This is a genomic window from Rhodoplanes sp. (genome assembly GCF_013377085.1).
Lineage (GTDB): Bacteria > Pseudomonadota > Alphaproteobacteria > Rhizobiales > Xanthobacteraceae > Rhodoplanes.
Map to the genome: position 1 here is coordinate 1 of NZ_JACAAX010000049.1, position 12,418 is coordinate 12,418.

Genomic DNA, 12,418 nt, shown 5'->3' on the forward strand with positions numbered 1-12,418 from the left:
CGCCGCCTCGCCAGGCCCTGTCGATAAAGGACGAATTTCGAGTCAGGCTCTGAGAAGCGGCCGCAGGCCGCATCTCAGGGTGAGGGTGGCCACGGCCGTAACGCGATCCTGCCGATCGCTCATTACCACGAGGAAAGAGCCGGTGCAGGCCTGATGAGACAGTCGGTTCAGAGCCTCGGGTGAGTGCGCGGCCTTGATGGTTCGGCCTCACGGCGGCGCCTGAAGAACTTCGGCGTGATCCGACACGAGGCTCACCAGGGCCTCGCAGGCGGCCTGCTCGGTCGTCGCCGGCCAGCCGAGGACGAGGTCGCAGCGGGGCTCCTCGGTCCCGCTCAGCGGCCGCAGAACGACACCGGCCGGCAGGCAGTGCGCGGCCGATTGCGGAACCAGCGCCACTCCCAAGCCGCCGCTCACCAGCGCCAGGATCGAATGCGTCTGGGTGACGTGCTGCACGCCGCCCGGGATGACGCCGGCCACGTTCAGAAGCCCGAAGACGAGATTGTGGAAATAGGGGCCTTCGACCGGCGGGTAGGTGATCAGCGTCTCGCCGCCGATGTCGTGCAGCCCGACCTGCGGCTGCGCCGCCAGCCGGTGCGCCGCCGGGAGCGCGAGCACCAGGGCCTCGCGAAAAACCCGGATCGTGCGCAGGCCCGCCCGATGCGTTACCGGCCGCATGAAGCCCGCATCGATATGGCCCGACTCGAGCGCTTCCAACTGCTCCGGCGTCGTCAGCTCGCGCAGCGTCAGGGCGAGGCCCGGCAGCTTCTCGCGCGCCAGCGCGACGAGGCGCGGCAGGAACACGTAGCTCGACGCGGCCGTGAACCCGATGGTCAGCGCGCCCGCGTCACCTCGGGCGATGCGCTGGGCCTCCCGCACCGCCTCCGACGCCTCGTGCAGGATGCGCAGCGCCGAGCGCGCGAAAACCTGCCCGGCGGGCGTGAGCTTCACGGCCCTGCCGGTGCGGTCGAGAAGCGCGGCGCCGACCTCGTGTTCCAGCGCCTGGACCTGCCGGCTGAGCGGCGGTTGCGTCATGTTCAGCCGTCGCGCGGCGCGGCGGAAGTTCAGCTCCTGCGCCACGGCGGCAAAGCACCGCATCTGCCCCAACGTGATCATGATACTCAAATAGCATCGAACGATGCCGTTTCAAACTTGGACGGGTTGCAACTGTCGGGCGTAGACAACGACAGTCCTGGCCGGGAGACACGGTATGAACGTCCACTGGCTCGCCACCATGGCTCGCTTTCCCTCCGAGGATCTGGGGCGGTTCGCTGCGGCCCTGTTCGCCGCGACAGGGCTGGACGCCGACAAGGCGGACAGCGTCGGGCGCTTTCTGCTGCTGACCGACATGATGGGCCGCCACACCCACGGCCTCGCCCAGTGCGGCGCCTATCTGCGCCAGCTCGTCGACGGCGGGATGACCAAGACCGGGGCTCCCGATCGGGTGCGGGACGGCGGCGCGACGGTCGTCTGGGACGGCAATTACCTGCCCGGCCCCTGGCTGATGGACCAGGCCCTGCAGCTCGGCTTCGCGCGCCTGCCGGAGCACCGGGTGTTCACCCTGGCGATGCGGCGCAGCCACCACATCGGCTGCCTCGCCGCCTATGCCAAGGAGGCGACCGACCGCGGCTATGTCGCGATCATCGCCTCGTCGGGTCCGCATACAAAGTCGGTGGCGCCGTACGGCGGCCGGGAGGGGCTGTTCAGCCCCGACCCTCTCGCCATCGGCTTTCCGGCGGGCCGCAGCCCGGTGCTGGTGGACATCTCCGCCTCGCTCACCACCGTCTCGATGACGCGCGAAAAGACGGCGGCAGGCGAGCTGTTCGACCACCCTTGGGTGCTCGACAGCGGCGGGCAGCCGTCCCGCGACCCGTCGCTGGTGGAGCGCGCCGAGGACCGCGGCACCCTGATGCTGCTGGGCGGGGCAGAGGCCGGCCACAAAGGGTTCGGCCTCGCGCTGATGGTTGAGGCGCTGACCCAGGGGCTGTCCGGGCACGGGCGGATGGATGCGCCGAACCGGTGGGGCGCGAACGTCTATCTCCAGCTTCTCGACCCCGAGGCGTTCGCCGGACGCGATGCCTTCGCGGCCCAGATGGGCTTCTTCGCCGACCAGTGCCGCGCCAATGCGCCGATCGATCCGGCGAATCCGGTGCGACTCCCCGGCGACCAGGCCGCGCGGAACATCGCCCGGTGCCGCGCCGAGGGCGTGCCGGTCTCGCAGGAGACGCGCGCGAGCCTTCTCGACTGGGGCGGGCGTCTCGGGGTCGATGCCACGCTCCTCGCCTGATCTTTTTTTAAGCCGCGCCGCGGCTCTGCCGTCCCGCTACGAACAAGAACGCAGCCAGGAGGAAAGGCTCATGTCGGAGGCCGTCAGCACGATCCCGCTCGCCGCCGCCCCGCGAAAATTCGCCATCAAGCCGATCGTGCAGGTCGGCGCCGGCAATGCGCTCGAGATCTACGACTTCATGATCTACGGCTATTACGCCCGCTACATCGGGCAGGCCTATTTCCCGACCTCCGACGAGCATGTCTCGCTGATGCTGGCCCTGATGACCTTCGCCATCGGGTTCCTGGCGCGGCCGATCGGCGCCATCGTGCTGGGCTCCTACACGGACCGGCACGGGCGGCGGAACGGGCTGGTCCTGTCGCTGAGTTTGATGTCGATCGGCATCCTGGCCGTCACCTGCACGCCGTCCTACGCGAGTATCGGCCTCGCGGCCCCGCTGATCGTGATGCTCGGCCGCCTGCTGCAGGGCTTCTCGGCCGGGGCCGAGCTCGGCGGCGTCGTGGTCTATCTCGCCGAGATCGCGCCGCCGAACAAGCGCGCCTTCTATACCTGCTGGCAGGTGGGCAGCCAGCAGTTCGCCGTGATGGCCGCCTCCATCGTCGGCATCGTGATGCTGCAGTCCCTGACCCCGGCCGAGATCCAGGGTTGGGGCTGGCGCGTTCCGCTGCTGATCGGCTGCGCCGTGATGCCGGTGATGTTTTGGCTGCGCGCGAGCCTCGCCGAGACGTCGGTGTTCGCCCGCAAGAAGACCACGCCGCGCTTCGGCGAAATCCTGAAGAGCCTGGTCACCGGCTGGCGGACGATCCTGCTCTGCATGAGCACCGTCACGTTCGCCACCGTGACGTCGCAGACCATCCAGACCTACGCGCCGACCTACATCGCCAGTCTCAATCTCGGCGCGCTCGCCGGTTTCGTCACGCTGTTCTTCGTCGGCCTCACCACGCTGGTCTGCCTGCCGGTCTGTGCCATGGTGGCCGACCGGGTGAACCGCCGGACCATGCTGATCGTCGTCACCCTCACGGCGGCGATCACGGCCTATCCGCTGCTGGCCTGGCTGGCGGCGTCGCCGAGTGTGTTCAAGTTCGCCGTGTTCGAGCTGTGGTTCTCGTTCATGTATGCGGCCTACAGCTCGGTGCAGGTCGCCACCATGGTGGAGCTGGTTCCGGCGGCGGCGCGAACGTCCGGCTACTCCTTCGCCCAGGCCGTGGCCGCGGCGCTGTTCGGCGGCTTCACCCCGGCGATCCTGGCCTGGCTGACCCACACGTTCGACAACAACGCCATGGTCGGCGCGTGGCTCGCCTTCAATGCACTCATCGGCCTCGCCGCCGCGTTGGCAATGGACAAGAGGACGGTCGCCGACGCCCAGGTCGCGCCGCTGCACTGACCTCGTCACGACGCACGCTGGCGGTCCCCCCCGCGTTACGAGCGCGGGGGGCGGCGGCCGGCGGGGCATACGGGTCGAGACGCGCTCCCGTGGAGCGCTCCTCCGGACGAGACGGACAGCAGGTCGCGCGCGACCGTGTCGGTCACCCCTTCTTCGGCAGCGCCACGATCATGTCGAGCTCGACCCGGGCGCCCGGGGAGGAGAGCTGGTTGATGCACACCATGGTGCTGGCCGGCGCCCAGTCGCCGAAATAGGCCCGCATGGTCTTGTGCATACCGTCGCCGTCGCGGATGTCGGTCAGGTATTTCGTGACCTTCACCACGTCCTTCCAGCTCGCGCCGACATGGTCGAGGATCGACTTGATCGCCTCCATGGCGTTCTTGGTCTGCTGCTCGATCGAGTGCGGATGGACGTGCTCGTCGTCGTGATGCGGATGATGGTGATAGAGGGGGGAGGCGGTGGCGCCCGAGATGAACATCAGGTCGCAGGCGCCGACGATGTGCACGGCCGGCGCATACGGCATCTTGTGGGCCTGCGACGGATCGGGATGGATCGACTTCAGCTCGAAGGTCATGGGACGTCTCCGGTGCGTTGCTGGTGATGACGTGAGAAAAAAGGACCTCAGGGTCGAAATGTCTTTGGTCGCGTCGGCTCCACATTCCGCTCATTCCCGCGAAAGCGGGAATCCAGGGTTTCTCTGCCGTGTCGCCCCTGGGTCCCCGCCTGCGCGGGGACGAGCGGAAGGAGGACTCGTTTCATGCGTCCGGCGAGGCTCTAGTTGACGCGCCAGTGGCCGAGGCGGATGTCGATGGCATCCTGGAACTTTGTCACCACGATGCCGAGCGTCGCCAGCACGATCAGCACGGCGAACACCTGCTCGGTCTCCAGCACCTGGCCGGCGAGATAGAGGCGGGCGCCCAGCCCGACCTTGCCGACCACCATCTCGGCGGCCACCACCAGGATGATCGAGACGCCGAGCCCGAGCCTGATGCCGGCGAAGATCGACGGGATGGCGCTCGGCAGCAGCACCATGCGGATGATCTGGCGCCGGCTCGCGCCGAGGTCGCGCGCCGCCAGCACCAGACCCTGGTCGCACTGGCTGATGCCCAGCACCGTGTTGATCACGACGGGGAAGAACGCCCCCAGCATGCTGATGGTGAGCATGAACGGGCCGCCGGTGCCGAGCCAGATGATCAGGAGCGGGATCAGCGTCACCTTGGGCAGCGGATAGAGCGCGGCGATGAAATTGTCGGCAATGGCCCGCACCCGCTCCGACGTCGCCATCCACACGCCGAGCGCCACCCCGAAGCCGAGCGCGATGAAGAAGCCGCCGAAGATTCGCGTCAGCGTCGCGATCAGATCCTTGGTGAGACCGCCGCTGCTGAACATCTCGACGAGCGCGACGACGATGCGGCTCGGCTGCGGCAGGTAGATCGGGTTGAGCTCCAGGACGATGACGGCGAGCTCCCAGACGAGCAGCACGGCCGCGACCGCGATCCAGCCGAGCGTCTTCGGCTCTCCGAGGCGCACCAGCAGGCCGGCGCTCGGCGCGGAGGCGGCAGCCGGCGTCGCGATCGGGGCGTCGGGTCTCACGCGTCGGCTCCTTCGGTCGCCATGGCGCGGATCACCTCCTGGCGCAACAGACCGTAGATGCGGTCGAACAGCGCGGCGAAGCGCGGGTCGCGCGTCGTCGCCATGCTGCGTGGATGCGGCAGGTCGTTGACGATCTCGGCGGCGATGCGGCCGGGCCGCGCCGTCATGACGAGAATGGTGTCGGCGAGCAGCACGGCCTCCTCGATCGAATGCGTGACCAGGATGGCGGTGGTACCCGAGGTTTCGACCAGCGCGGCGAGCTGCTCCTGCAGCACCAGGCGGGTCTGCGCGTCGAGCGCGCCGAACGGCTCGTCGAGCAGCAGCACCTCGGGCTCCATCACCAAAGCGCGGGCGATGCCGACGCGCTGGCGCATGCCGCCGGAAAGCTGGCGCGGAAATTTCTGCTCGAACCCGGTGAGATCGACCGCGGCGAGCGCCTTCTTGGCGCGTGCGACGCGCTCGGCCTTCGGCACGCCGGCGACCTCGAGCCCGAAGGCGGCATTGTCGAGAATGGTGCGCCACGGAAACAGGTTGAAGGCCTGCCAGACGGTGGCCATGTGGGGCGGCTTGCCGAGAGCGGCTGCGGCCTCGGCGTTCGCGTCGGTGCTCGCACCCGGTGCGACGAAGCGCAGTTTTCCGCGCGTCGGGGTGAGAAAGCCGCGGACGATCTGCAGCAGCGTGCTCTTGCCGCAGCCGCTCGGGCCGATGATCGCCGTCACCTTGCCGGGGGCGAACCTGCAGCTCACCTCGGCGAGCGCCACCGTGGCCTCGCCGCTCTTCGATGGGAAGGTGAGGCCGATCTCCTCGACCACGATGGTGGTCGCGGCCGACGAGGCCGCTGCCGAGGACGCCGTTGCTGACGACACGGATGACATCGTCGCGTCCATCTCCGGAACCGGTGTCGACGATCGCGCCCGGCTTTGCAGCCGGCCGATCTCCTGTTATGCAAAAGCCTGAGGCGATATTATCTTCATGTCAAGATAAATGAGAGTGCGGCCGGTGCGCAAATCCGATGCAGACGCCATGGATCGATTCATCGTCGAGTGGGGCGCGGCGCGGCCCGACATCGACGTGCATTATCTGGCGACGCTCGGGCGGATTCTCAGGCTCTCCTCGCATCTGCGGGAGGCCGTCGACGACTGGCTGCGGCCGTTCGGGCTGACCTGGGACGTCTTCGACCTGATCGTCACGCTGCAGCGCGCCGGAAACAGCGACGGCCTGCGGCCGACCGCGCTCACCGACGCCTGCCTCCTGTCCTCCGGTGCTATGACCAACCGCATCGACCGGGTGGAAAAGCTCGGCCTCGCCGTGCGCCGCCCCGACCCCGACGACAAGCGCGCCACCCGCGTGGCGCTGACCCGGCGCGGCGAGAACCTGGCCGAGAAGGCCATGACCGAGCACTCGGCACAGTCGCGGCGCATCGCCGATCAGCTCAGCCGGGCCGAGCAGGAGACGCTCGCCCGTCTGCTGCGGAAGCTGTTGCGCTCGTTCGAGGTGGAGAGGGAGAGCGGCGAGCGGGAGTGAGGGCGGCGTATGCACATCCTCGGTCACTTCGGGGCGCACCGAAGGTGCGAACCGGGAGTCCAGCCGCGTACTCCGAAGGCGTCGCTGGATTCCGGGTTCGGCGCTGTCGCGCCGCCCCGGAACGACCAGCACACTAAGGCTCGTCTGATCGGCTCACCCGAACGGGTTCGCCTTGGCGAGCGCGGCGTTCGCCTCGACGGCCGGTGACAGGTCGAAGAGCTGCTCCTTGGTGACGCTGCCGCTGACCAGCTTCATCGGGTCGGTCCAGAACTTCCCCTGCGCCATGCAGGAGTCGATGTTCGGCATGCCGTCCTCGTTGAACCAGGTCCAGCGCGGCGCCGCCATCTCGATCAGGGCGGGCGGCACTTTTGTCGCCTCCGAGATGATCCTGATCACGTCGGGGTCCTTTGCCGCGGCGGCCTTGTTGTAGAGCCGGCCCGCATGGGTGTGCACCATGGCGAAGCGCACCGCCGCCGACTTGTTGGCCTGCAGGAACCTTTGCGACATCGCCCAGCAGCCGAGCTGGGTATTGGGCTCGATGTCGTATCCGGAGAACACCAGCTTGCCGAAATTGTTCTTCTCGACCAGGAAGCCGAGCGGCACCGGAATATTGGCGGCGTCGGCCTGGCCGGCGCCCATCGCCTTGACGATGTCCGGATAGGCGAGGCCGGTCGACCACTCGACGTCGGTCCTGGGGTCGAGGCCGGCGCGCTGCACGCCGAGCCCGAGCAGATACTGGTCGATGCCGCCCGGCGCCTGGATGGCGATGCGCTTGCCCTTCAAGAGGCCCATCTTGTCGGGCGACGTCATCCCGGCCTTCACCATGTCGTTCGACGCCGCGATGGTCATCGAGCCGGAGCCGGGCTTCTCCGAGCCGCGGTCGAGGATCAGCTTGAACGGCGCGCCCTTCGACACGGTGTTGAACAGGCCGGCATTGAGCGTCGCGACGGTCGCGTCGATCTCGCCGGCGACCAGCGCCGGCATCGCCAGCACGCCGTCGTTGAAGATGCGCAGCTCGACGTCGAGCCCGACCTTGTCGAAGAAGCCCTTCGCCTGCGCCAGGAAGATCGGCCCCGACGAGATCAGCGGCACGATGCCGAGCCGGAGTTTTACACGCGGCTCTTGGGCGAAAACACTCCGCGGCAGCGAGACGGCGAGGCCGGCCGCGGCGGCCGTGGACACGAAGCGTCGGCGATCGGGAGAGAAGGGCATGGCGCCTCCGGGGGTGGGACTGTGGGCACCGAGCAAATGCAAGACCGATGCCGCGGGATGAGTGCATGCGTTGTATGAAATGTGCACCACGTGTCGCCGAGGGCGCAAGTGGCGGGTCGACGCGGGTGCCCATCCGGTGGTGCCAGCCCCGCGGCGAGCCCCGGGCCGGGTCCCGGGATCGACGGCACGGCCCCGTATTGCTACGAGAAACGGGCGGCGATGCACGCCAAGATGCAGGTGGCGATGCACGTGGGTATGGGAGAGCGGGCCGCTTGGCGCACGACATCTCGCGACGCGATTTTCTCGACGGCGTCGCCCTGGCGATCGCCGCCGGGCTGGCGCCGGCGACGCAGGCGCGGGCGGCGGCTGGTGCGGCAGCGCGCGATCCGCCGGCGCTCGGCGGCTTGCGCGGTCATCATGCGGGCTCGTTCGAGGTCGCGCACGCCCTGCGCGAGGGGCACAGCGTCGATCTCGCCGGCGTGGCGGTGTCGGAGCGCTACGATCTCGTCGTCGTCGGCGCCGGAATCAGCGGGCTCGCCGCCGCCTGGTTCTGGCGCCGGGAGGCCGGGCGGCGGCAAAAAATTCTCGTCATCGACAATCACGACGATTTCGGCGGGCACGCCAAGCGCAACGAGCTCCGGGTCGGCGACCGGCTGATCCTCGGCTATGGCGGCAGCGAGTCGCTGCAGTCGCCGCACACCATGTTCAGCCCTGCCGCGATGGGCCTCGTCACGGCGCTCGGCATCGACCTCGATCGATTCAAGACCACGTTCGATCGCCGCTTCTATCCGTCCCGCGGCCTCTCCCGCGGCGTCTTCTTCCCGCGCGAAAAGTTCGGGCGCGACGTGCTGGTGGCGGGCGACCCGACCATGACGGTCGCCGACGATCTCGGCCCCGGCCTGCTCAACGCCAAATCCGTGCGCGACTTCGTCGCCGGCTTCCCGATCTCGGAGCCGAGCCGGGCGCAGCTCGTTGCTCTCTACGAGCAGGCGGTCGATCCGCTCGCCGGCAAGTCGCGGGCCGAGAAGCGCGCCATTCTGGCCGCCACCAGCTATCGCGACTGGCTGATCCGCATCTGCGGCTGCAGCGAGGAGGCGGCGAACTGCTTCCAAGGCCGCACGCTCGATTATTTCGCGCTCGGCTGCGACGCGGTGTCGGCCGACGACGCGCGTAAGGCCGGCTATCCGGGCTTCGCCAAGCTCGGCCTGGGCAGGTCGGGCGCGGCCGATGCGGAGCCCTACATCCATCATTTTCCGGACGGCAACGCGTCGCTGGCGCGCCTCCTGGTGCGCTCGCTGGTGCCGGCCGCGATCCCGGGCCGCAGCATGGACGACATCGTGCTTGCGCCGGTCGACTACACGGCGCTCGACCGCGACGGCAGTCTTGTGCGCATCCGGCTCGACTCGACCTGCGTGCATGTCCGCAACGCCGGCGCAGGCGTCGACATCGCCTATGTGCGAGACGGCCGAACCGAGCGCGTCGCCGCCGCAAACGTCGTGCTCGCCTGCTTCAGCGCGATGGTGCCGCATCTGATGCCAGAGTTGCCGGCCGCGCAGCGCCTTGCGCTTGCCGCCGGCGTCCGGGCGCCGCTCGTCTACACCAAGGTGGCGGTGCGCGACTGGCGCCCGTGGGTGGCGCTCGGCGTCCACGAGATCGCCGCGCCGATGTCGTTTCACTGCCGGGTCAAGCTCGACTATCCGGTCTCGATGGGCGGCTACGGTTTTTCGCGCGGGCCCGACGAGCCGATCGGCCTGCATCTGGTCCACGTGCCGGGCGCGCCGAACAGCGGCCTCGATGCGCGCGAGCAGTTCCGCATCGGCCGGGCGACGCTGCTCGACGCCACCTTCGCGGATTTCGAGGAGCGCATCCGCGACGAGCTCGACCGCATGCTCGGCCCCGGCGGCTTTTCCTGCGGACGCGACATTGCCGGCATCACGGTGAACCGCTGGTCGCACGGCTATGCCTACACGGCGAGCACGCTGTTCGACAAAGGCCACCGGGCGCTGCTCGCCCGTGCGCGAAAACCCGCCGGCCGGGTGGCGATCGCCAACTCCGATGCCGGCGGCGACGCCTATGCCCACACGGCGATCGATCAGGCGGCCCGCGCCGTGCGCGAGCTGATCGGGTGAACGACCGCAAAAAAGGGGCCGCCCTTCGGCAGCCCCTTCGTCTCGATGTCCGACTTGGATCAGCCGGCTTGGATCAGTCGACCTGGATCAGAAGTCCATGCCGCCCATGCCGCCGCCGTGCGGCATCGCCGGGGCCGGCTTGTCCTTCGGCAGCTCGGCGACCATCGCCTCGGTGGTCACCAGCAGGCCGGCGATCGAGGCCGCGTCCTGCAGGGCCGCCCGGACGACCTTGGCCGGGTCGATGATGCCGGCCTCGACGAGGTCGACATACTTCTCGCTCTGGGCGTCGAAGCCGTAGGTCTCCGACTTGTTCTCGAGGATCTTGCCGACCACGATCGAGCCTTCGACGCCGGCGTTCTCGACGATCTGCCGGATCGGGGCCTCGAGCGCCTTCAGCACGATGTTGATGCCGGCCTGGACGTCGGGATTGTCGTGCTTGATCTTGCCGACCGAGCCCTTGGCGCGCAGCAGCGCGACGCCGCCGCCCGGGACGATGCCTTCCTCGACGGCCGCGCGGGTCGCGTTGAGGGCGTCCTCGACGCGGTCCTTCTTCTCCTTCACCTCGATCTCGGTGGCGCCGCCGACGCGGATCACCGCGACGCCGCCGGCGAGCTTGGCGAGGCGCTCCTGCAGCTTCTCACGGTCGTAGTCCGAGGTGGTCTCCTCGATCTGCGCCTTGATCTGGCCGACCCGGGCGACGATGTCGTCCTTCTTGCCGGCGCCGTCGACGATCGTGGTCTTCTCCTTCTCGATCAGCACCTTCTTGGCGCGGCCGAGCATCTGGATGGTGACGTTCTCGAGCTTGATGCCGAGGTCCTCGGAGATCACCTGGCCGCCCGTCAGGGTGGCGATGTCCTCGAGCATCGCCTTGCGGCGATCGCCGAAGCCCGGCGCCTTCACGGCCGCGACCTTGAGGCCGCCGCGCAGCTTGTTGACGACCAGCGTGGCCAGCGCCTCGCCCTCGACGTCCTCGGCGATGATGACCAGCGGCTTGCCCGACTGCACCACCGACTCGAGCACCGGCAGCATGGCCTGCAGGCCCGACAGCTTCTTCTCGTGCAGGAGGACGTAGGCGTCCTCGAGCTCGGCCGTCATCTTCTCGGCATTGGTGATGAAGTACGGCGACAGATAGCCGCGGTCGAACTGCATGCCCTCGACGACCTCGAGCTCGGTCTCGAGCGCCTTGGCCTCCTCGACCGTGATGACGCCCTCGTTGCCGACCTTCTGCATGGCGCCGGCGATCATCTCGCCGACGGCCTTGTCGCCGTTCGCCGAGATGGTGCCGACCTGCGCGACCTCGGCCGACGAGCCGACCTTCTTGGCGCGCTTCTCGATGTCCTTCACCACCGCCGCGACGGCGATCTCGATGCCGCGCTTGAGGTCCATCGGGTTCATGCCGGCGGCCACCGACTTGGCGCCCTCGCGGACGATCGCCTGGGCCAGCACGGTCGCCGTGGTGGTGCCGTCACCGGCGAGGTCGTTGGTCTTCTGGGCGACCTCGCGCACCATCTGGGCGCCCATGTTCTCGAACTTGTCCTCGAGCTCGATCTCCTTGGCGACGGTGACGCCGTCCTTGGTGATCCGGGGAGCGCCGAAGCTCTTCTCGATGACGACGTTGCGGCCCTTGGGGCCGAGCGTCACCTTGACGGCATTGGCGAGCAGGTCGACGCCGCGCAGCATCTTGTCGCGCGCGTCGGTGGAAAAGCGAACGTCCTTGGCAGCCATGTTGCTTGCTCCGAAATCGTTTCAGTCGGGGGGTCGTCGTCCGGGCGGGGCAGCGCAGGTGCGCGCCCGCGGTCACGGACGACGAGGGGACAGGCGGTGGATCAGCCGACCACGCCCATGATGTCGGACTCCTTCATGATCAGGAGGTCCACGCCGTCGAGCTTCACCTCGGTGCCCGACCACTTGCCGAACAGCACCTTGTCGCCGACCTTCAGGTCGAGCGGGATCAGCTTGCCGGCCTCGTCGCGGCCGCCCGGGCCGACGGCGATGATCTCGCCCTGGCTCGGCTTCTCCTTGGCGCTGTCCGGGATGATGATGCCGCCGGCAGTCTTCTCCTCGGCCTCGATACGCTTCACGACGACCCGGTCGTGCAGCGGGCGGAACGTGGTCTTCGCCATGGACTGTGTATCCTCGTCGCCACTGGGGGTGGCTGGGGTTCGATTGAAAACCTGGGCTTGAAGGCTTGGCACTCGGACCTCGCGAGTGCCAGCGCTGGCCGGGAGATAGGGTCTGGAGCCGGGGCTGTCAAGGCGCCGGACCCGCGCCGGGCCGGGGTCGGATAAGCGC

General features: G+C 68.6%; 11 protein-coding genes. 4 read left to right on the forward strand and 7 right to left on the reverse strand.

The genetic code is table 11. The features are described from left to right. Window positions 1–207: 207 nt before the first annotated feature. Window positions 208–1,113, reverse strand: coding sequence for a LysR family transcriptional regulator (locus HXX10_RS25155; RefSeq protein ID WP_296526086.1), 906 nt, complete (start codon window positions 1,111–1,113; stop codon window positions 208–210). A gap of 94 nt (window positions 1,114–1,207) precedes the next feature. On the opposite strand from HXX10_RS25155, the gene HXX10_RS25160 reads away from it, so the two are divergent. Together HXX10_RS25160 and tcuC are read left to right on the forward strand one after the other, a co-directional pair. Beyond that, on the forward strand, window positions 1,208–2,284 hold the full coding sequence (locus tag HXX10_RS25160; protein WP_296526036.1) for an Ldh family oxidoreductase: 1,077 nt from the start codon (window positions 1,208–1,210) through the stop codon (window positions 2,282–2,284). 70 nt (window positions 2,285–2,354) lie between these two features. Continuing rightward, the gene (gene tcuC, locus HXX10_RS25165; RefSeq protein ID WP_296526037.1) at window positions 2,355–3,668 is read left to right on the forward strand and encodes a tricarballylate/proton symporter TcuC; all 1,314 of its coding nucleotides are present in this window, start codon (window positions 2,355–2,357) and stop codon (window positions 3,666–3,668) included. Between the two features lie 142 nt (window positions 3,669–3,810). Here tcuC and HXX10_RS25170 read toward each other — a convergent pair whose 3' ends face one another. The 3 genes from HXX10_RS25170 to HXX10_RS25180 form a co-directional block, all read right to left on the reverse strand. Then, a complete protein-coding gene (locus tag HXX10_RS25170) occupies window positions 3,811–4,242 on the reverse strand; it encodes a RidA family protein (RefSeq protein ID WP_296526038.1) in 432 nt (143 codons plus the stop codon). Between the two features lie 200 nt (window positions 4,243–4,442). Further along, window positions 4,443–5,261 carry an ABC transporter permease gene (locus HXX10_RS25175; RefSeq protein ID WP_296526039.1) on the reverse strand — a complete coding sequence of 273 codons (819 nt, stop codon included), beginning with the start codon at window positions 5,259–5,261 and terminating at the stop codon, window positions 4,443–4,445. Further along, window positions 5,258–6,127, reverse strand: coding sequence for an ABC transporter ATP-binding protein (locus HXX10_RS25180; RefSeq protein WP_296526040.1), 870 nt, complete (start codon window positions 6,125–6,127; stop codon window positions 5,258–5,260). Before HXX10_RS25180 ends, HXX10_RS25175 begins: the two co-directional genes overlap by 4 nt. 157 nt (window positions 6,128–6,284) lie before the next feature. On the opposite strand from HXX10_RS25180, the gene HXX10_RS25185 reads away from it, so the two are divergent. Next, the gene (locus HXX10_RS25185) at window positions 6,285–6,785 is read left to right on the forward strand and encodes a MarR family transcriptional regulator (RefSeq protein WP_296526041.1); all 501 of its coding nucleotides are present in this window, start codon (window positions 6,285–6,287) and stop codon (window positions 6,783–6,785) included. A gap of 153 nt (window positions 6,786–6,938) precedes the next feature. Here the strand turns inward: HXX10_RS25185 and HXX10_RS25190 are convergent, their stop codons facing one another. Next, window positions 6,939–7,997: an ABC transporter substrate-binding protein gene (locus tag HXX10_RS25190; protein WP_296526042.1), complete on the reverse strand. Its 1,059-nt coding sequence runs from the start codon at window positions 7,995–7,997 to the stop codon at window positions 6,939–6,941. A gap of 272 nt (window positions 7,998–8,269) precedes the next feature. Between HXX10_RS25190 and HXX10_RS25195 the strand changes: the two genes are divergently transcribed. Continuing rightward, entirely contained in the window at window positions 8,270–10,126 is a 1,857-nt protein-coding gene (locus HXX10_RS25195) for an FAD/NAD(P)-binding protein (protein ID WP_296526044.1), read from the forward strand. Window positions 10,127–10,213: 87 nt separating this feature from the next. Here the strand turns inward: HXX10_RS25195 and groL are convergent, their stop codons facing one another. Further along, entirely contained in the window at window positions 10,214–11,851 is a 1,638-nt protein-coding gene (gene groL / locus HXX10_RS25200; RefSeq protein ID WP_296526045.1) for a chaperonin GroEL, read from the reverse strand. 101 nt (window positions 11,852–11,952) lie between these two features. Further along, window positions 11,953–12,249 (reverse strand): co-chaperone GroES, encoded by a 297-nt coding sequence (gene groES / locus HXX10_RS25205; protein WP_296526046.1) that lies wholly within the window; start codon window positions 12,247–12,249, stop codon window positions 11,953–11,955. Window positions 12,250–12,418: the final 169 nt, after the last annotated feature.

Excerpts from the sequence above, each read along its gene's own strand:
- HXX10_RS25155 (WP_296526086.1), bottom strand. The coding sequence starts at position 1,113 with ATGATCACGTTGGGGCAGATGCGGTGCTTTGCCGCCGTGGCGCAGGAG.
- HXX10_RS25160 (WP_296526036.1), top strand. The coding sequence starts at position 1,208 with ATGAACGTCCACTGGCTCGCCACCATGGCTCGCTTTCCCTCCGAGGAT.
- tcuC (WP_296526037.1), top strand. The coding sequence starts at position 2,355 with ATGTCGGAGGCCGTCAGCACGATCCCGCTCGCCGCCGCCCCGCGAAAA.
- HXX10_RS25170 (WP_296526038.1), bottom strand. The coding sequence starts at position 4,242 with ATGACCTTCGAGCTGAAGTCGATCCATCCCGATCCGTCGCAGGCCCAC.
- HXX10_RS25185 (WP_296526041.1), top strand. The coding sequence starts at position 6,285 with ATGGATCGATTCATCGTCGAGTGGGGCGCGGCGCGGCCCGACATCGAC.
- HXX10_RS25190 (WP_296526042.1), bottom strand. The coding sequence starts at position 7,997 with ATGCCCTTCTCTCCCGATCGCCGACGCTTCGTGTCCACGGCCGCCGCG.
- groL (WP_296526045.1), bottom strand. The coding sequence starts at position 11,851 with ATGGCTGCCAAGGACGTTCGCTTTTCCACCGACGCGCGCGACAAGATG.
- groES (WP_296526046.1), bottom strand. The coding sequence starts at position 12,249 with ATGGCGAAGACCACGTTCCGCCCGCTGCACGACCGGGTCGTCGTGAAG.